The organism is Kluyvera fluvialis (assembly GCF_059725275.1).
Genome location: NZ_AP046142.1, coordinates 1,010,329 through 1,029,296, shown reverse-complemented (window position 1 = coordinate 1,029,296; position 18,968 = coordinate 1,010,329). Strand labels below are relative to the sequence as shown.

General features: G+C 53.9%; 19 protein-coding genes and 3 tRNA genes. 10 read left to right on the top strand and 12 right to left on the bottom strand.

What is annotated here, in order from left to right:
* Position 1: 1 nt before the first annotated feature.
* The 5 genes from AC6I4B_RS04975 to syd form a co-directional block, all read right to left on the bottom strand.
* On the bottom strand, positions 2 to 139 hold the full coding sequence (locus tag AC6I4B_RS04975; RefSeq protein ID WP_497770057.1) for a hypothetical protein: 138 nt from the start codon (positions 137 to 139) through the stop codon (positions 2 to 4).
* A 77-nt stretch (positions 140 to 216) separates the two neighbouring features.
* On the bottom strand, positions 217 to 660 hold the full coding sequence (locus AC6I4B_RS04970) for a flavodoxin (RefSeq protein ID WP_497770056.1): 444 nt from the start codon (positions 658 to 660) through the stop codon (positions 217 to 219).
* Positions 661 to 675: 15 nt separating this feature from the next.
* Positions 676 to 1,458: a tRNA pseudouridine(65) synthase TruC gene (truC, locus tag AC6I4B_RS04965; protein ID WP_497770055.1), complete on the bottom strand. Its 783-nt coding sequence runs from the start codon at positions 1,456 to 1,458 to the stop codon at positions 676 to 678.
* Positions 1,458 to 1,787: a YqcC family protein gene (locus tag AC6I4B_RS04960; RefSeq protein ID WP_497770053.1), complete on the bottom strand. Its 330-nt coding sequence runs from the start codon at positions 1,785 to 1,787 to the stop codon at positions 1,458 to 1,460. Before AC6I4B_RS04960 ends, truC begins: the two co-directional genes overlap by 1 nt.
* 631 nt (positions 1,788 to 2,418) lie before the next feature.
* Entirely contained in the window at positions 2,419 to 2,964 is a 546-nt protein-coding gene (syd, locus tag AC6I4B_RS04955; RefSeq protein ID WP_497770052.1) for a SecY-interacting protein, read from the bottom strand.
* Between the two features lie 69 nt (positions 2,965 to 3,033).
* On the opposite strand from syd, the gene queF reads away from it, so the two are divergent.
* The 5 genes from queF to xni all read left to right on the top strand — a co-directional run bounded on the left by queF (position 3,034) and on the right by xni (position 9,445).
* A complete protein-coding gene (gene queF / locus AC6I4B_RS04950; protein WP_497770050.1) occupies positions 3,034 to 3,879 on the top strand; it encodes an NADPH-dependent 7-cyano-7-deazaguanine reductase QueF in 846 nt (281 codons plus the stop codon).
* 115 nt (positions 3,880 to 3,994) lie between these two features.
* Positions 3,995 to 5,359, top strand: coding sequence for a nucleotide 5'-monophosphate nucleosidase PpnN (ppnN, locus tag AC6I4B_RS04945; protein ID WP_497770049.1), 1,365 nt, complete (start codon positions 3,995 to 3,997; stop codon positions 5,357 to 5,359).
* 502 nt (positions 5,360 to 5,861) lie between these two features.
* Positions 5,862 to 7,154 (top strand): HAAAP family serine/threonine permease, encoded by a 1,293-nt coding sequence (locus tag AC6I4B_RS04940; protein ID WP_497770047.1) that lies wholly within the window; start codon positions 5,862 to 5,864, stop codon positions 7,152 to 7,154.
* 50 nt (positions 7,155 to 7,204) lie between these two features.
* Positions 7,205 to 8,572, top strand: coding sequence for an L-serine ammonia-lyase II (gene sdaB / locus AC6I4B_RS04935; RefSeq protein ID WP_497770046.1), 1,368 nt, complete (start codon positions 7,205 to 7,207; stop codon positions 8,570 to 8,572).
* A 114-nt stretch (positions 8,573 to 8,686) separates the two neighbouring features.
* The gene (xni, locus tag AC6I4B_RS04930; RefSeq protein WP_497770044.1) at positions 8,687 to 9,445 is read left to right on the top strand and encodes a flap endonuclease Xni; all 759 of its coding nucleotides are present in this window, start codon (positions 8,687 to 8,689) and stop codon (positions 9,443 to 9,445) included.
* Positions 9,446 to 9,550: 105 nt separating this feature from the next.
* On the opposite strand, the gene rlmM is transcribed toward xni, so the two are convergent.
* The 3 genes from rlmM to gcvA are packed head-to-tail and all read right to left on the bottom strand — an operon-like array spanning position 9,551 to position 11,972.
* Positions 9,551 to 10,651 (bottom strand): 23S rRNA (cytidine(2498)-2'-O)-methyltransferase RlmM, encoded by a 1,101-nt coding sequence (gene rlmM / locus AC6I4B_RS04925; RefSeq protein WP_497770043.1) that lies wholly within the window; start codon positions 10,649 to 10,651, stop codon positions 9,551 to 9,553.
* Entirely contained in the window at positions 10,644 to 11,039 is a 396-nt protein-coding gene (locus AC6I4B_RS04920; protein ID WP_497770041.1) for a DUF423 domain-containing protein, read from the bottom strand. Before AC6I4B_RS04920 ends, rlmM begins: the two co-directional genes overlap by 8 nt.
* A 15-nt stretch (positions 11,040 to 11,054) precedes the next feature.
* A complete protein-coding gene (gcvA, locus tag AC6I4B_RS04915) occupies positions 11,055 to 11,972 on the bottom strand; it encodes a glycine cleavage system transcriptional regulator GcvA (protein ID WP_497770040.1) in 918 nt (305 codons plus the stop codon).
* 418 nt (positions 11,973 to 12,390) lie between these two features.
* Between gcvA and csdA the strand changes: the two genes are divergently transcribed.
* Positions 12,391 to 13,599, top strand: coding sequence for a cysteine desulfurase CsdA (gene csdA, locus AC6I4B_RS04910; RefSeq protein WP_497770038.1), 1,209 nt, complete (start codon positions 12,391 to 12,393; stop codon positions 13,597 to 13,599).
* Positions 13,596 to 14,036, top strand: coding sequence for a cysteine desulfurase sulfur acceptor subunit CsdE (gene csdE, locus AC6I4B_RS04905; protein WP_497770037.1), 441 nt, complete (start codon positions 13,596 to 13,598; stop codon positions 14,034 to 14,036). The genes csdA and csdE overlap by 4 nt, the downstream gene beginning before the upstream one ends.
* Here the strand turns inward: csdE and tcdA are convergent.
* Positions 14,021 to 14,833, bottom strand: coding sequence for a tRNA cyclic N6-threonylcarbamoyladenosine(37) synthase TcdA (gene tcdA / locus AC6I4B_RS04900; protein ID WP_497770035.1), 813 nt, complete (start codon positions 14,831 to 14,833; stop codon positions 14,021 to 14,023). The genes csdE and tcdA overlap by 16 nt on opposite strands.
* An 88-nt stretch (positions 14,834 to 14,921) precedes the next feature.
* Positions 14,922 to 16,019, bottom strand: coding sequence for a murein transglycosylase A (mltA, locus tag AC6I4B_RS04895; protein ID WP_497770034.1), 1,098 nt, complete (start codon positions 16,017 to 16,019; stop codon positions 14,922 to 14,924).
* 208 nt (positions 16,020 to 16,227) lie between these two features.
* Between mltA and AC6I4B_RS04890 the strand changes: the two genes are divergently transcribed.
* The 3 genes from AC6I4B_RS04890 (at position 16,228) to AC6I4B_RS04880 (ending at position 16,558) form a co-directional block, all read left to right on the top strand.
* A tRNA-Met gene (locus AC6I4B_RS04890) sits at positions 16,228 to 16,304 on the top strand.
* Positions 16,305 to 16,353: 49 nt separating this feature from the next.
* Positions 16,354 to 16,430, top strand: a tRNA-Met gene (locus AC6I4B_RS04885).
* A 51-nt stretch (positions 16,431 to 16,481) separates the two neighbouring features.
* Positions 16,482 to 16,558: transfer RNA gene (locus AC6I4B_RS04880), tRNA-Met, on the top strand.
* Between the two features lie 86 nt (positions 16,559 to 16,644).
* On the opposite strand, the gene AC6I4B_RS04875 is transcribed toward AC6I4B_RS04880, so the two are convergent.
* The gene (locus AC6I4B_RS04875) at positions 16,645 to 18,162 is read right to left on the bottom strand and encodes a cobyric acid synthase (RefSeq protein ID WP_497770032.1); all 1,518 of its coding nucleotides are present in this window, start codon (positions 18,160 to 18,162) and stop codon (positions 16,645 to 16,647) included.
* Positions 18,159 to 18,965: an energy-coupling factor ABC transporter ATP-binding protein gene (locus AC6I4B_RS04870; RefSeq protein WP_497770030.1), complete on the bottom strand. Its 807-nt coding sequence runs from the start codon at positions 18,963 to 18,965 to the stop codon at positions 18,159 to 18,161. Before AC6I4B_RS04870 ends, AC6I4B_RS04875 begins: the two co-directional genes overlap by 4 nt.
* Between the last annotated feature and the right edge of the window lie 3 nt (positions 18,966 to 18,968).

The window sequence follows — 18,968 nt, the reverse complement described above, 5'->3', positions numbered from 1 at the left end:
GCTATCCTGCCGGATGGCGGCGTAAACGCCTTATCCGGCCTACAACGAACCATTGCAAATGTTGGCGTACAAACCCGCGTAGGCCTGATAAGCGCAGCGCCATCAGGCAAGACACCAATCCCATGCCAAATGTTGGCATACAACCCCCTGTAGGCCTGATAAGCGCAGCGCCATCAGGCATTGCCAACGGCACGGCAATGCCATATCGGTAGGGATTTATTTAAGCAGCGTCGCCCACTGCTCAACCCACGGGTTAGAAACGCTTTCTGGCTCGGGGTCTTCGGTGGCATCAATCATCAGCATCTCACCAATGCGCTGCGCACCTTGCTCCTGCAATAACGCGTCAAACCGCTTACCGCCGCCGCAGAAATTGGCGTAAGTGCTATCGCCCAGCGCAATAACGCCGTAGCGCAGATGCGGCTGATACATATCCTGGAGATCGTTAAACAACGGCACGATGCTGTCGGGCAAATCGCCCTGCCCGGTCGTGGACGTCACCACCAAAATATACTTACCGGTGTAGCTTTCCCAATCGGCAACCAGCGGGTCTTCAAAGACTTTCGCCTGGTGACCAAGACCGGTCAGAATAGTTTCGGCTTCTTCGGCAACCAACAGCGAGTTACCGTACATCGTGCCAACAAAAATCCCTACTTCAGCCATAATTTAACTCCCTGTTTACTTCTGGATAGCTTCATCCTGACCGCAGTCGGCAACAAACTCAACCCTTTCATTATCGGGGAGAAGCCCGCGCCAGCCGAAATGTGATAACGCTTGCATCCAGACATCATCCAATCCGGCGCGAATCGTCAGCGGTTCGCCGGTAAACGGGTGCGTTAAGGACAGTTGGCTGGCGTGTAGCATCAGGCGCTGGCAACCAAAATGTTCCGCCGCGCTGCGGTTCTGTCGCAGGTCACCATGCTTGCTATCACCAATAATCGGATGACGAAGATGCGCCAAATGGCGTCGTAACTGATGCTTACGCCCCGTTTTAGGTTCCAACTCCACCAGCCCATAGCGAGTGGTAGGATAACGCCCGGTGGCAACCGGCATTTCAACTGTCGCCAGGCCGCGATAATGAGTTACCGCAGGCTGTGGATCTTTGTTTTCACGAGCAAATTTATCGGCAATTTTGTCCAGTTCCTCAACTAATGGGTAGTCGAGTACAGCATCGTCTGTCAGCCAACCGCGCACAATCGCATGATAGCGTTTCTGCATTTGGTGCTGTTCAAACTGTTGCGACAGCAGGCGGCCCGCTTCGCTGGACAACCCCATCAGTAGTACGCCGGAGGTAGGACGGTCAAGGCGGTGCGCGGTAAAAACGTGCTGCCCAATCTGGTCGCGCACGGTTTGCATCACCACCACTTTTTCATCGCGGTCGAGCCAACTGCGGTGTACCAGCCAGCCAGAGGGCTTGTTGACCGCGACCAGCCATTCGTCCTGGTAAATGATTTCCAGCATCAGTGGGTGTCGCCTGCAAAAAACGCATCCAGTTGTTCTAACGGCGGCAGAATAATCGCGCGCATAGGGTGCGCGGCGTCTAGTGCCATTTCATAGTACGGCGCGATGGCAAAATCTTTCGGCAGCGGCATTTCGCTATCCAGCAGTTGATGCATACGTGGAATGAGCACCCACTGTAGCCACTCTAGCGGCTCCAGCGTATCCATGCAGAACGGCTGATCGCTGGCAAAAGCGCTGTCGTGCGGCGCGGTGTCCTGCCAGTGTTGATGCTGGCGAAGCAGCGTTTCAATGAGCAGTAGTTGGTCGCGTAAGCGGTCGTGGTGTGTCATGAGAACCTCAGAGGAAACAAAATCGGGCGCAGGATACCACTAGTTAGCGGGAAACAAAAAAAGGGAGCACTGTAAAAACAGTGCTCCCGGTTTCGTTTCGCAGCAATCCAGCTACTTTTGGTGCTCCCTGCTCGTCCGTGACAACTTTTCCTGTGGTCTCCTGACCTGTTCGTCCATAAACGGTTGCATCCTGCTCACACCACCCCGATGTGATTTCACTCAATCCTTGAGTGTATCCTGATCTTCCTGATCCACCAGATATCCTGTCTGGCTCTCATTCTCCGTCCTGGAGGTGTCCTTCAACGCGTCCTGCGTTATCCTTTCGCCTCGTCCTGAAGCCTTTCCTTGTAGCACCTTCCCGGTGTGTCCTATGAAGTGCCATCATCCTGATGTTCACTTCACTGCACGACTCCCTGTCGATGGAGATAGAATCCGCTATTCCGCCTCGTCTTACAAGCCCCCTTCAGGCAAACACTTAAGGGGATCTTGTCAGAGAATTATTAATAAATTTATTTATCACACTGAAATTAAAAGATATTTGAAATTCACCGGGAGGAGTGTCTTACTTATATTCTGGCGATCTCTCACAACCCGTGTAAGAGATCTCTCACAAGATGATGGGCAATCGAGCTTACAGATTAGGCTCAAGTTGGCTCAGGAAACTCGCAAGGGATGAGGCCAGAGGCAGACGTTTAGGTGTTCCCAGCGTCTCTTTGACCACTTCACCGGTCAAATTGCACACCGAAATGACGTCCAGTTCACTGTCTAACGTGGCGATAAACAGCGTTGGCGAAAGCTTCAGGCGCTTTTGGGTGACCAGGTGACCAATGAGATTCTCCTGCACGCGCCGGAAGTCGTCGTGGCTCCACACCTGCAACAGTGTCAGGGTTTCGCCTCTGAACTGTGCCAGCATATCACCCGCATATTGAGTTGTATAATAAGTGTGAATGGATTGTTGTACCACAACCTCTAACGCGCGTTCAACGCCATTTACATTTTGCTCTTCGTCAAACGGTTGAGGCTGCCACAACACCGCATCATCGGTGCTGGAGACCACACACGGCGACGGGATACCGTACAGATCTTCACTGCGCGGCAGGCTGTTATAGCTGCGCTGCCAGGCATCGCAATAGCGTTGAGTAAAAGCGTGTAAAGCATCTGCGGTCTGTTGATCCACGAATTTCTCTCTTCAGGTTAGCCAGGATAAACTAAAGGCTATAGTGTACCTGCTTTATAACGGTGAAACATGTCTTCTTATGAGAACCATCAGGCGCTTTCTGGCCTGACGCTGGGTAAAACCACAGATTACCGCGATACCTACGACGCCAGCCTGCTGCAAGGCGTGCCGCGTAGTTTAAACCGCGACCCGCTTGGCCTACACGCCGATACGCTGCCTTTCCACGGCGCGGATATCTGGACGCTGTATGAGCTGTCCTGGCTGAACGCCAAAGGGCTGCCGCAGGTGGCCGTCGGCCACGTTGAGCTAAGCCATGCCACGGTGAATCTGGTGGAGTCGAAAAGTTTTAAGCTCTATCTCAACAGCTTTAACCAGACGCGTTTCGCGAGCTGGGATGAGGTGCAGGCAACGCTTGAACGTGACCTTAGCGCCTGTGCGCAAGGCAAAGTGACCGTTGCGCTGTATCGCCTGGACGAAATTGAAGGCCAGCCGATTGCACATTTCCACGGTACCTGCATTGATAATCAAGATATTGAAATCGATAGTTATCAGTTCAACGCCGACTATCTGGACGGCGCGGCGGGTGAAAAAGTCGTGCACGAGACGTTAGTCAGCCATCTGCTGAAGTCGAACTGTCTGATTACCCATCAGCCAGACTGGGGCTCCGTGCAGATTGAATATCGCGGCCCACAGATTGACCGTGAAAAACTGCTGCGTTACCTGGTTTCTTTCCGCCATCACAACGAGTTTCACGAGCAGTGCGTCGAGCGCATATTCAACGATATTCTGCGTTTTTGCGCGCCCGAAAGCCTGAGCGTTTACGCCCGTTACACTCGCCGTGGCGGTCTGGACATCAACCCGTGGCGCTCAAATACCGCCTTTGTGCCCGCAATTGGCCGCCTGGTGCGTCAATAACTTGAACAATTTATCAATTATGCGCATTTAGTTCCGCGTATAAGGTTGTAGAAAACCAGCCAGCGAGGCTATTGTAATCAACAAGGAAGACGATTTCGTCTCGTAAGGAGTTCACTTGATTACACATATTAGCCCGCTTGGCTCAATGGATATGTTGTCGCAGCTGGAAGTTGACATGCTTAAACGCACGGCCAGCAGCGACCTGTATCAATTGTTCCGCAACTGCTCTCTGGCTGTACTGAATTCAGGCAGCCTCACCGATAACAGCAAAGAGCTGCTGTCGCGCTTTGAAAATTTCGATATCAACGTGCTGCGCCGCGAGCGTGGCGTCAAACTGGAGCTTATCAACCCGCCGGAAGAGGCGTTCGTTGATGGTCGCATCATCCGTTCTTTGCAGGCCAACCTGTTTGCCGTACTGCGCGATATCCTGTTTGTTTACGGGCAAATCCATAACACTGTCCGCTATCCAAGCCTGGATTTAGAAAGCTCAACGCACATTACCAACCTGGTGTTTTCCATCTTGCGTAACGCCCGTGCGCTGCACGTTGGCGAGGCGCCGAGCATGGTTGTGTGCTGGGGCGGTCACTCTATTAATGAAAATGAATACCTGTACGCTCGTCGCGTCGGTAACCAGCTTGGCCTGCGCGAGCTGAATATCTGCACCGGCTGCGGGCCAGGCGCGATGGAAGCACCGATGAAAGGTGCGGCGGTCGGTCACGCACAGCAGCGTTATAAAGAAGGGCGCTTTATCGGCATGACCGAGCCATCCATCATTGCCGCCGAGCCGCCTAACCCGCTGGTGAACGAGCTGATTATCATGCCGGACATCGAAAAACGTCTTGAAGCGTTCGTCCGTATCGCGCACGGGATAATCATCTTCCCTGGCGGCGTGGGTACGGCAGAAGAACTGCTTTATCTGCTGGGGATTCTGATGAACCCAGCGAATAAAGACCAGGTGCTGCCGCTCATCCTTACCGGCCCGAAAGAGAGCGCAGACTACTTCCGCGTACTGGACGAGTTTGTGGTGCATACGCTGGGCGAAGGCGCGCGCCGTCATTACAAAATCATCATCGACGATGAAGCGGAAGTGGCGCGGCAGATGAAAAAAGCGATGCCGCTGGTGAAAGAAAACCGTCGCGATACCGGCGATGCTTACAGCTTTAACTGGTCAATTCGCATCGCGCCGGATCTGCAAATGCCGTTCGAACCGACGCATGAGAATATGGCGAACCTGAAACTGTATCCAGATCAGCCCGTTGAAGTATTAGCCGCTGACCTGCGTCGTGCCTTCTCTGGCATCGTGGCTGGTAACGTTAAAGAAGTGGGCATCCGCGCCATTGAAGAAAACGGGCCGTACAAAATCCACGGCGATAAAGAGATGATGCGCCGTATGGACGAACTGCTCCAGGGCTTCGTCGCCCAGCATCGTATGAAACTTCCGGGTTCAGCCTACATTCCTTGCTACGAAATTTGCGCCTGACGGTTATTCGTTGCGCATCCCTCTCCCCAACCGGCGAACTTTTCGCCGGTTTTTTCTTTTATCCGCCTCTGCTTTTTATTTTTGTCTTCCACAAGCCAATCGTTTGCGTATAAGATACGACCGCAAATTATTACAAATAGATATGATTAACCATTGGAAAACGCCATTTTTAGCATTTTTACCAGCAAAAACATCGCATTTACCCCACATCGCATTTATCACACATACTGCAAATGCCAGCCTTGGCGACCATAAATTTTAATAGAAAATAGTATTACAGGGTAAAGACCTGAGAATCCACATAATAAAAGTGGATTATTACATTTGCGATCATGATCACTGATACATTCTCAAGTTAAATGTATCTTTGCGCTCGTTAAAAATTGTGCCGGGTAAAAATCACAAAAAAACCGCCACTCATAAAATTTCATATTGTTTTTATCATTATTTTAACTTTATTTGACTAAAAATTAGCTTTTTCCCTTCCTCCAGGAGATACAGAATGGAAAACACCCAAACCAGCACCATTGCAGCGGCAGCAGAATCTGCTAGCGGATGGCGTAAAACAGACACCATGTGGATGCTGGGGCTTTACGGCACAGCAATCGGTGCAGGCGTACTGTTCCTGCCGATTAACGCCGGTGTCGGCGGTATGATTCCGCTTATCATCATGGCAATCCTTGCCTTCCCAATGACCTTCTTTGCACACCGTGGTCTGACTCGCTTCGTGCTGTCTGGTAAAAACCCAGGCGAAGACATCACAGAAGTCGTTGAAGAACACTTCGGCGTTGGCGCAGGTAAACTGATTACCCTGCTCTACTTCTTCGCGATTTACCCTATTCTGCTGGTTTACAGCGTCGCTATCACCAACACTGTTGAAAGCTTCCTGTCTCACCAGATGCACATCACACCGCCTCCGCGCGCTATCCTGTCCCTGATTCTGATCGTGGGCATGATGACCATCGTTCGCTTTGGTGAGCAGATGATCGTAAAAGCGATGAGCATTCTGGTGTTCCCATTTGTAGCGGCTCTGATGGTTCTGGCTCTGTACCTGATCCCACAGTGGAGCGGTGCGGCTCTGGAAACGCTGTCCTTCAGCAGCGCGGCGTCTACCGGTAACGGCCTGTGGATGACCCTATGGCTGGCGATCCCGGTAATGGTGTTCTCTTTCAACCACTCACCAATCATCTCCTCCTTCGCGGTAGCGAAGCGTGAAGAGTACGGTCAGGGTGCAGAGAAAAAATGTTCCTCCATTCTGGCACGCGCTCACATCATGATGGTGCTGACCGTAATGTTCTTCGTCTTCAGCTGCGTACTGAGCCTGACTCCGGCAGACCTGGCGGCGGCGAAAGCACAGAACATCTCTATTCTGTCTTACCTGGCAAACCACTTTAACGCACCGGTCATCGCCTGGATGGCACCGATCATTGCGATTATTGCTATCACCAAATCCTTCCTCGGCCACTACCTGGGCGCACGTGAAGGCTTCAACGGGATGGTAATTAAGTCTCTGCGTAGCAAAGGCAAATCCATCGAAATCAACAAACTGAACAAAATCACTGCGCTGTTCATGCTGGTTACCACCTGGATTGTGGCAACCCTGAACCCAAGCATCCTCGGTATGATTGAAACCCTGGGTGGCCCAATCATCGCGATGATTCTGTTCCTGATGCCGATGTATGCGATTCAGAAAGTACCGGCAATGCGTAAGTACAGCGGTCACATCAGCAACGTATTCGTTGTAGTGATGGGTCTTATCGCTATCTCCGCAATCTCCTACTCTCTGTTTAGTTAATCCCCTGCGCCGCCTTAGGGCGGCGCACCTCGTTATACAATGGACGCCTAATGATTAGCGTATTCGATATTTTCAAAATCGGCATTGGCCCTTCCAGCTCACACACCGTCGGGCCAATGAAAGCAGGCAAACAATTCACGGACGACTTGATTGCGCGTGGGATCCTGACTGATATCACTCGCGTAGTCGTCGATGTTTACGGTTCGCTCTCTCTGACCGGTAAAGGTCACCATACCGATATCGCCATTATTATGGGTCTGGCAGGAAACCTGCCGGATACGGTTGATATCGACGCCATTCCGGCGTTTATCCAGGACGTAAACACCCACGGTCGTTTACTGCTGGCAAATGGCCAGCACGAAGTGGAGTTCCCGGTTGATCAGTGCATGAATTTCCATGCCGACAACCTGTCGCTGCACGAAAACGGTATGCGTATCACTGCTCTGGCAGGGGATAAAGTCGCGTACAGCCAAACTTATTATTCCATTGGCGGTGGTTTCATCGTCGATGAAGACCATTTCGGCCAGACAAACAGCGCGCCGGTTGCCGTACCTTACCCGTACAACAGCGCCGCTGACTTGCAAAAACATTGTCAGGAAACCGGGCTGTCACTGTCTGGCCTGATGATGCAAAACGAACTGGCGCTGCACAGCAAAGAAGAGCTGGAACAGCACATTGCCAACGTTTGGGAAGTCATGCATGGCGGTATCGAACGCGGTATCACTACCGAAGGTGTGCTGCCGGGCAAACTGCGCGTACCGCGCCGTGCTGCTGCGCTGCGCCGTATGCTAGTAAGCCAGGACAAAGTGAACAGCGACCCAATGGCGGTTGTCGATTGGATTAACATGTTCGCACTGGCGGTTAACGAAGAGAACGCCGCTGGCGGGCGCGTGGTGACAGCACCGACCAACGGCGCGTGCGGTATTATCCCGGCGGTACTGGCCTACTACGACAAGTTTATCCGTGAAGTGAACGCTAACTCTCTGTCACGCTATATGCTGGTTGCCAGCGCCGTTGGCTCACTGTACAAGATGAACGCATCCATTTCTGGCGCGGAAGTGGGCTGCCAGGGTGAAGTCGGCGTAGCCTGCTCTATGGCGGCGGCGGGTCTGGCGGAACTGCTGGGCGGAAGCCCTGCTCAGGTGTGCATCGCGGCGGAAATCGCTATGGAACACAACCTGGGGCTGACCTGTGATCCGGTTGCCGGACAGGTGCAAGTGCCGTGCATCGAACGTAACGCCATTGCGGCAGTGAAAGCGGTCAACGCCGCGCGTATGGCGCTGCGCCGTACCAGCGAACCGCGCGTATGCCTCGATAAAGTTATCGCGACAATGTACGAAACCGGGAAAGATATGAATGCTAAATACCGCGAAACTTCTCGCGGCGGTCTGGCAATGAAAGTTGTCGCCTGCGACTAATCTCTCCCCAGAGGCCTCGTTTTGCGAGGCCTCTTCCCGTTTTATCCCCTGCCAATAGCCTCTACCCTGCCGTGAATGTTACCCTTAGCGCTTAGTCAGTTAGGGAGAACTCGCGTGGCCGTACATTTACTCATCGTTGATGCACTCAACTTAATCCGCCGCATTCATGCCGTGCAAGGGTCACCTTGCGTCGATACCTGCCAACATGCGCTTGATCAGCTGATTGTTCACAGCCAGCCGACACACGCGGTGGCGGTATTTGATGATGAGGCACGTAACAGTGGCTGGCGTCACCAGCGGCTCCCGGACTACAAAGCGGGGCGTCCACCGATGCCCGATGAACTCCATGCCGAAATGCCCGCCCTGCGCGCAGCATTCGAGCTGCGCGGCGTGCGCTGCTGGGTTTCTCGTGGTAATGAAGCCGATGACTTAGCCGCGACTCTGGCGGTAAAAGTCGCTCAGGCGGGGCATCAGGCAACCATCGTGTCTACCGATAAAGGCTATTGCCAATTGCTTTCACCGACGCTGCGCATTCGTGATTATTTCCAGAAGCGCTGGCTGGATGCGCCGTTTATCGCCAAAGAGTTTGGCGTGCAGCCGCAGCAGCTACCGGATTACTGGGGGCTGGCGGGAATTAGCAGTTCAAAGGTTCCGGGTGTTGTGGGGATTGGCCCGAAAAGCGCCACCCAGTTGCTGGTACAGTTCGGGACGCTAGAGGCGCTGTATGCGCAGCTAGATGACGTGCCGGAGAAGTGGCGTAAGAAGCTGGAGGCGCATAAAGAGATGGCATTTTTATGCCGGGATATCGCGCGGTTACAAACGGATTTGCACATCGATGGGAATTTGCAGCAGTTACGGCTGGCAGGGCGCTAGAACAGCATCGCCGGATGGCGGCGTAAACGCCTTATCCGGCCTACGGGTATTGCGGAATTGTAGGCCTGATAAGCGCAGCGCCATCAGGCACACAATCGCACGAAATTAACGTTCGTCGCGGCGTCCACCCAAGGCAGCCCACAAACGGCGAACGTGAACGGTGACCTCTTCGCGGTCATGGTACAACTGGCGCGCCTGAATCTGCGCGTTAATGCCGTGTTCATCAAGCTTCGCCTGGATATGCGCCAGGTTTTGCGACAACTCCTCATAGCGCTTTTTCATCGGCAGCTTGAGGTTAAAAATGGTCTCACGACACCAGCCGTTTACCAGCCACTCCGCCATCAGCGCCGCCACTTTCGCCGGTTTTTCTACCATGTCGCACACCATCCACGAGATGTTGCTGCGGGTAGGACGATAGCGGAAACCATCTTCACGCAGCCAGGTCACCTGGCCGGTATCCATCAGGCTTTGCGCCATCGGGCCATTATCAACGGAAGAAACCCACATATTGCGTTTCACCAACTGATACGTCCAACCGCCAGGGCAAGCCCCCAGATCGACCGCGTACATGCCGTTGGCTAAACGCTCATCCCACTCATCGGCAGGAATAAAGACGTGGAACGCCTCTTCGAGCTTGAGGGTTGAACGGCTTGGCGCATCGGAAGGGAATTTCAGACGCGGAATCCCCATATAGAACGGCGAGTTGTTGTTGGTGTAGGAATAACCGGTATAACAGCAGCCCGGTGCGATAAAGAACACGTGCACAACGGGGCGTTTTGGCGTTTCGTAGTTAGCCAACACGCCCACCTCACGCAACGCAGCGCGCAGCGGCACGGTGAACTTACGGCAGAACTTCAACAGCTCTTTGCTTTCGTTGGTGTCGGCGACTTCAACACGCAAATCCCCGCCCTTTTCCACCACGCCCTGGAGCATTCCCACCACAGGCGTCACACGGTCTTCCGCTGGTAAATCTTTCAGCAGTTCGCCCACTACAATCATCTGGCGAGCAAACACTAATGAGCTAAACGGCAGCTCGCGCGCCAGCTTATCGGCATCGCCTTCCTGATAGCATTCAAAAATCACATAGCCCGAATTATCTTTAACGCGCGCAAAACCGAACACCTCGCGACGCCCGGCTTTATCCGTGATTTCCGCTGCACACTCTTTCTCAAACCCAGGGCGGCAATACAGCACAACCTTATTCATGAACAACACCCTTACGCTTAAGTCGGATGGCACCGATCAACATTAATGCCCAACCGGCGAGGAAACTCACGCCGCCGACTGGGGTAACAAACGCCCAAAGGCGTAAATGGGACAACGCCAGGCAGTACAGGCTTCCACTAAACAACACCGTACCCAACGCCAGAAATACGCTGCTCCAGTAAAACCAAATACTGATGCGGCGCTGCATCGCGACCGCAAGGCCGAAAATCGCCAGCGTGTGAAATGCCTGATATTCCAGACCAGTCTGGAGCCAGCCCATTTCAACAACGCCCAACGATTTGCTCAGCACATGTGCGCCAAACGCGCCTAGTGCGACGAAAATAAAGCCACTGATGGCGGCAAAAATCAGCATAAACCGGCTGGTCATGGTAGTACCCTACATTTATTGTTCGTAACGAAAACGAAAAGTTTCTTGCTCATGGGCCGCTTTCGCCAGAATCCACTGACGGAAGGCCGCTATTTTACCCAGTTCTGCCTGACTGTCATGACAAACCAGATAAAATGCATTCTTACTGACGAGGACGTCATTAAACGGGCACACCAGGCGACCCGCTTCAATTTCAGATTGTGCCATCACGTTATTCGCCAATGCGACGCCTTGACCATGAATCGCAGCCTGTAACACCATCGCGCTATGGCTAAAAATAGGCCCTTGCTGCACGTTGATTTGGGTTAGTCCCAGTTGGCGCGTATACGTTTGCCAGTCGCGGCGGGAAGCATCATGCAGTAACGTGTGTTTAGCCAAATCAGCGGGCGTTTTCAACGCCTTATCACCGGTCAGCAACAGTGGGGAACAGACTGGGAGCAAATACTCGGCATACAGTTTTTCCACGCGCAGCCCCGGCCAGTTACCACGGCCATAAAAAATAGCCACGTCAACGTCATCCGCAAGTTTGTCCTCCTGACGGTCTACCGCCTGGATTCTGACATCAATTCCCGGATAAGCTGAGTTAAAGCTTGAGAGGCGAGGAACCAGCCATTGGATAGCAAAACTGGGCAATAAACTGACGGTCAACGCCCCTTTTGCACTCCGAGCCTGTAGTTTACGCGTTGCCTCTGTTAATTGCGAAAAGATCTCTTTGATGTCCTGGAAATAGCTCTGCCCTTCTTCCGTTAACAGCAGTGAGCGGTTGCGACGGCGAAACAGTTTCAGCCCCAAAAAGTCCTCAAGAGACTTGATTTGGTGGCTTACTGCGGCTTGCGTCACAAAAAGCTCATCGGCCGCGCGCGTGAAGCTTAAATGACGCGCGGCTGCATCAAATACACGTAATGCATTAAGAGGTGGCAAACGCTTTGACATAGTCCCGGAACTCAATTGTTAACTGGTTTTAACAAATAGGAAACAACAATTAACCTATTAGTTTTTTTTATCTGAGACATTATAATTTGTCCGTTGAGCTTCTACCAGCAAATACCTATCATGGCGGCACTTCCTGAGCCGGAACGAGAAGCTTTTTTCGGAATGCGTGTTCTGAAGAGCTTTTGGCTTACGGTTGTGATGTTGTGTTGTTGTGTTTGCAATTGGTCTGCAATTCAGATCACGGTAGCCAAGCTACCCTTTTTCACTTCCTGTACATTTACCCTGTCTGTCCATAGTGATTAATGTAGCACCGCCACTTGCGGTGCTTTTTTTTGCCCACAACGCCCCCTCTTTACGCGACAAAGTTGAAAGCCAGGCCAAATTGCGCGACTCTCTCCCCCTTGAGATGAGGAACACCATGAACGCATTCTCCCCCGCGCAATTTCGCGCACAGTTTCCCGCCCTGCATGATGCCGGGGTGTACCTTGATAGCGCCGCGACGGCTTTAAAACCGCAGGCGGTGATCGAGGCAACCAATCACTTTTACTCGCTCAGCGCGGGTAACGTTCACCGCAGCCAGTTTGCCGAAGCACAACGCCTGACCGCGCGTTATGAAGCCGCACGCAGCCAGGTGGCCCAATGGCTGAACGCGCCCGACGGCAAAAATATCGTCTGGACGCGCGGTACGACGGAATCCATCAATATGGTGGCGCAATGCTATGCGCGCCCACGCCTCCAGCCGGGTGATGAAATTATTGTCAGCACCGCCGAGCACCACGCCAACCTGGTTCCGTGGCTTATGGTGGCGCAACAAACCGGCGCTAAAGTCATACCGCTGCCGTTGGCGGCGGATAATTTACCGGATGTTGCGCAACTCCCCGCGATTATCACCCCTCGCAGCCGTATTCTGGCACTGGGGCAAATGTCGAATGTGACCGGCGGTTGCCCCAATCTGGCACGCGCTATTACCCTCGCGCATCAAGCGGGCATGGTCGTGATGGTTGATGGCGCACAGGGCGCGGTGCATTTCCCGGCAGACGTACAGGCGCTGGATATCGACTTCTATGCCTTCTCTGGCCATAAACTCTACGGGCCGACCGGCATTGGTGTGCTGTACGGCAAAAGTGAGCTACTGGACGCAATGACGCCGTGGCTGGGCGGCGGCAAGATGATAAGCGAAGTCAGCTTCGACGGGTTCACCACGCAGCCTGTACCGTATCGCCTGGAAGCCGGTACGCCAAACGTCGCCGGAGTGATTGGCCTTAGCGCCGCGCTGGAATGGCTGTCTGAAGTGGATATGGCACAGGCGGAATCCTGGAGTCGTGGGCTGGCAACGCTGGCGGAAGAAGAACTGGCGAAGCGCCCCGGTTTTCGCTCTTTCCGCTGTCAGGACTCCAGCCTGTTAGCGTTTGATTTTGCTGGTGTTCACTACAGCGACATGGTTACGCTGCTGGCGGAATACGGCATTGCGCTGCGCGCGGGCCAGCACTGCGCCCAGCCGCTGCTGGCAGCGCTTGGCGTCAGCGGTACGCTCCGCGCATCGTTTGCCCCGTATAATACGCAAGATGATGTACACGCGCTGGTCAACGCCGTTGATCGAGCGCTCGAACTTCTGGTGGATGAATGACGACTTCTTTGCATACTTTTGGCACGACTATCACCCCCGACACGCTGCGCCAGCAGTTTGCGCAACTTCAGCAATGGGAAGATAAATATCGTCAACTGATTATGTTGGGTAAAAAACTTCCGGCGCTGACCGATGAATTAAAAGCACAAGCGCGCGAGATCCCCGGCTGCGAAAACCGCGTCTGGCTGGGTTATCAGCAAGGGCAAGATGGGGCGCTGCATTTCTTTGGTGATAGTGAAGGGCGTATTGTGCGCGGCCTGCTGGCGGTGCTGTTAACCGCCGTTGAAGGCAAGCAAGCGGCAGAAATTCTCGCATCCGACCCACTCGCTTTATTTGATGAACTGGGGCTGCGTGGCCAGTTGAGCGCTTCACGGACTCAGGGCTTAACCGCCCTGAGTGAGGCGATAACTGATGCCGCGCGTCAAGCGCTCGCCTGACGCTCCGCTTTCGCGAGCATCTTTTTCAACGCGTGGGACACCGCAACAAAACCAAAGGTTGCGGTGACCATCGTTGCCGCACCAAAACCAGAAGCGCAGTCCATTCTCTTCGGCCCTTCCGCCGTACTTTTCATGGCACATACCGAGCCATCGGACTGCGGATAAACCAGCGCTTCAGTAGAAAACACGCAATCCACGCCCAGTTTCCCTTTACTGTTTTTCACCACGCCGAACTCGCTTTTCAGCCGCTCGCGCAGTTTCGCCGCCAGAGGATCTTGAATGGTTTTGGCTAAATCGCTGACCTGAATCTGCGTCGGGTCAATTTGCCCACCCGCACCGCCGGTCGTGACCAACGGCACTTTATAGCGCCGACAGTAAGCAATCAGTGCCGCTTTTGGTCGCACGCTATCAATCGCATCGACGACATAGCTATAGCCCGCGCTCATATATTCAGCCACATTATCTGGAGTGACGAAATCGTCAATCACGGTCACGCGACATTCTGGGTTAATCAGCCTGATACGCTCCGCCATTACCTCAGCCTTCGACTGGCCGACGTTGCCGCCCAGCGCATGAATTTGTCGGTTGGTGTTGGTCACGCACACATCATCCATATCGATAAGCGTGATAGCCCCGATGCAGGTACGCGCCAGCGCTTCCGCCGCCCAACTCCCTACGCCGCCAATGCCCACCACGCAAACGTGCGCGTCAGCAAAAACTTGCAGCGCTTTTTCACCGTACAGACGTGCCGTGCCGCCAAAACGCTGACGCCAGGCGTCACTGATTACCACAGACATAAAACCTCAGAAATCGAAAAAAAAAGAGCGGACAACGCCGCCCTTGATGCAGATATGGCTGCCTGATAGACGAAGCGCCTTCCGACAACTAGCCGCTAAACACATTCCCCGCGTTGGCTGCTGATTTCAGCACCCAGACGCGTCCGTAGTGATTATACCAGCCCGCACGGTGTCCGGCATCTGGGCCAATGCCCTGGTAGATGTCAAAGTGCTGGCCTTTAATCGCGCCGCCCACGTCCAGCGCTACCATCAAACGCAGCTCATACTGGCCGTTAAACTTACCGTTATTATCAAGCTGCGGCACTTCTGCCAGCAATGTCGTTCCCGGCGGAATAATGCTGCGGTCAGCCGCCACCGACGCGCGGCCAATCAGCGGTACGGCGCTAGCCCCTTTCACCGGCGCAAAAGACTGCGGTTTAAAGAACACGAACGAAGCGTTCTGCTCCAGCAGTTCACGCACTTCGGCTTCGCTGTGTTTTTCGCCCCACTCGCGGATAGCCTGCATCGACATATCCTCGCGCTTCACTTCACCGCGATCGATAAGCACCTTGCCGATACTGCGATACGCCCAGCCGTTTTTCCCGGCGTAGCTAAAGAAGTTGAGCGGCGAACCGTCTTCGAAATCGATATAGCCGCTGCCCTGCACATCCATGATGAAGTTATCCATCAGCGAGTTGCTGTAGGCCAGCACATAGTTATCGCTCAGCGCCCCGGCATAGATCTCAGCGCGCGACGGCAGCTTGCCGCGTTTTGGCGGCATACGGTAAATCGGGTATTTGAATTCGCCCTGCGCGGTATGACGAGCTTTAACCACTGGCGTGTAATAGCCGGTAAACTGGACGTTACCGTAGTTGTCTGTCCCTTCCATCTGCCAGGCGTCGATGCCGTACTGGCGCATAGTGCGGGTGTCGCCACCGGCAAGCAGCCACTGCTGCACGGCGTTATAAACGCTGCTCTGGTTGCCGTGCAGGCGCGGAGAAGCGTTACGAATTTGGCTAACCTGTTCGGCGAAGTCGCCAGCGTTAATGGGTGCGCCGACCGCATCAGGTTGATTGACCAGTGAGAAAGGCTGGGTGAACTTCCCGTCTTTATACTGTTGACCGCGATCGGTCGGTTTTGACGAACAGGCCGCCAGCATTGCCAGCATAACCCCTGTCGCCACATATCTTGCCCAACGTCCTTTCATGGTGTCTTCTATTCCGCATAATCGAAAGTGCCGGATGAAGATAACAAACCACCAGGGGTATTGAAATGCGATCGCGATCGCTAAATGTGGATCTGGGTAAAAAAAAGCCAATTCAGCGAATAGCTGCGCAACCTGTAAAAAAATAAGTGAGTTACCTCAAAAAAGGGTTGCAACAAATGCTAAGCAGAGTATAGTGCGCATCCACGGACGCGGGGTGGAGCAGCCTGGTAGCTCGTCGGGCTCATAACCCGAAGGTCGTCAGTTCAAATCTGGCCCCCGCAACCAATTACAATGTGAAGAAGAAAAGTTACTTGATAGTAAAGTAACAGACGGACGCGGGGTGGAGCAGCCTGGTAGCTCGTCGGGCTCATAACCCGAAGGTCGTCAGTTCAAATCTGGCCCCCGCAACCAATCACATTGTACAAAGAGAAAAGGTTACTCGATGGAAGAGTAACAGACGGACGCGGGGTGGAGCAGCCTGGTAGCTCGTCGGGCTCATAACCCGAAGGTCGTCGGTTCAAATCCGGCCCCCGCAACCAACTAAAAATAGACACCCTGATGGGTGTTTTTTTTTGCCTGAAATCCAGCATCCTGCGCCATCCTGTCGAATGGCGCCCCTCTGCCGCTACGGCTCTTTATGCTCGCGCATAATCGCATAAATCTTATCTATATCAATATGTTGACGCATCGCGTCAGCAAGCACATCAAACTGCTGCGTCTTATAACGCGCATAGTCAAAGCCGCCGTCCAGTGCCGCTAACCCTTTTCGCTCACGCAGGCTGTTAACCAGCGCGCGGGTAAAACCATCGCTATCAAACAGGCCGTGCAGATATGTCCCGAACGCTAAGCCGTCATCGCTGACTGCGCCGTCTGGCGAAGTCTGGCCGTTTTTCGTCAATTGCATCAGCGGCTGACAAGATTCCTGCAAGGTCGTTTCGCCCAGATGAATTTCATAGCCACGTAGCGGCATACCGCGCACTGCCGTTAACCAACCCGGAAGCGTAGCGGCTAACGTCGCTGTCGCCTGAGTGGTGGTTTTATGCGGCGCAAAACGGGTCACGGTATTCAGCAGCCCCAGACCCGGCAACGTGCCCAACCCAGATTCCACCTCATCAATCAACGTATCGCCCAACATTTGATACCCGCCGCAAATCCCCAGCACCGGCACACCCTCACCATGCGCCTGCAAAATCGCGTGCGCCAGCGCGTTTTGCTGTAGCCAAACCAAATCGCCCAGCGTGTTTTTACTGCCCGGAAGAATAATCAGGTCAGCACCGGCAATCTCTTGCGCGTGGCGTACATAGCGCACACGCACATCCGGCTGCGCCGCCAGCGCGTTGAAATCAGTAAAGTTGGAAATATGCGGTAACTGCACCACCGCGATGTCGATATCATGCTGACCTTCATGGCGATATTTGCCCTTTTGCAGCGCCACACCGTCTTCATCTTCCAGGTCAATCTCCAGCCACGGCATAACGCCCAGCACCGGAACGCCGGTCAGCGCTTCAATTTGCGCAACGCCGGAGTGGAGCAGCGCCACATCGCCGCGAAATTTATTAATGATGACCCCTTTAACCCGCGCCCGTTCGTGGTCATGCAGTAGCGCTAATGTGCCGTAAATAGCGGCGAACACCCCGCCACGGTCGATATCAGCCACCAAAATGACCGGACACTGTGCCATCTCCGCCATGCCCATATTGACGATATCGCGGTCACGCAGGTTGATCTCCGCCGGACTCCCCGCCCCTTCCAGTACCACGACGTCATATTCAGACGCCAGGCTTTGGTACACCGAGATAATTTGCTCGCGTAGCCGAGGCTTGTAATCGTGATAGCTGACGGCATCCATGTTGCTTGCCACCTCACCCATCAGCACAATTTGCGCTTTGCGGTCACTGGTTGGTTTAAGCAAAATCGGGTTCATCCGCACATCCGGGGCAATTCCGGCCGCTTCCGCCTGGAAAATCTGCGCCCGCCCCATCTCTTTGCCGTCAGGAGTAATACCGGAATTCAGCGCCATGTTTTGCGATTTAAACGGGGCGGTACGCAGGCCATCCTGGTAAAAAATCCGGCACAGCCCCGCCACCAGCATACTTTTGCCGACGTCTGAAGCGGTTCCCTGTAACATAATGGCCTGGGTCATACGGTTCCTTTTTCTCGCATTCGGCGGAAAAACTCCGCCTCGGTTTTGCACAACGGTAGCCCAAGCTCCACGTGCAGTTTTATCAGCCACGGTTGGCTAAGCCCGGCCTGTTCAATCAGCTCAGTACGCGCAAGCACCGCGCCCGCGTCACCTTGCGCCAGCACTTCGCCACGGCGCAACACGTAAACGGCATCGCTGACTTCATAAATCAAATCAATATCGTGGCTGGAAATTACCACATGATTACCCTGTGCGACGATACGCTTGATGATCTCAATCATCTGCGCACGCCCTGATGGGTCAAGCCCAGCAGTCGGTTCATCCAGCAGTAAGTAGCGCGCCTGTAACACCAGCGCTCCGGCAATCGCCACCCGTTTTTTCTGCCCGTGGCTCAGGCATTGAATGGGCTGATGACGGAAGTGCTGGGCATCGACTAGCGTCAGAGCATCATCCACTCGACGGGCAATGTCATCCTCCGCCACGCCTAAATTACGCAGGCTAAAGGCGATATCGCTGTCGATATCGGTATAGAAGATTTGTTGATCCGGGTCCTGAAACACCGTCGCCACCTGTTGGCGCAATGCCAGTAGCCCCCGTTTGCTGTAATCCAACGGTTTACCCTGCCACAGCACCGCCCCCTGCTGCGGGCGCAGCAGCCCGCTCAGGTTCATAAACAGCGTTGATTTTCCGCAGCCGTTAGCCCCCACAAGCCCCGTCACCGCCTGGCGGGAAAAATCCAGCGTTAACCCTTTGAGCGTGGGTTCATCCTGATAGCGAAACCAGAGATCGGTGGTCGCCAGCATACC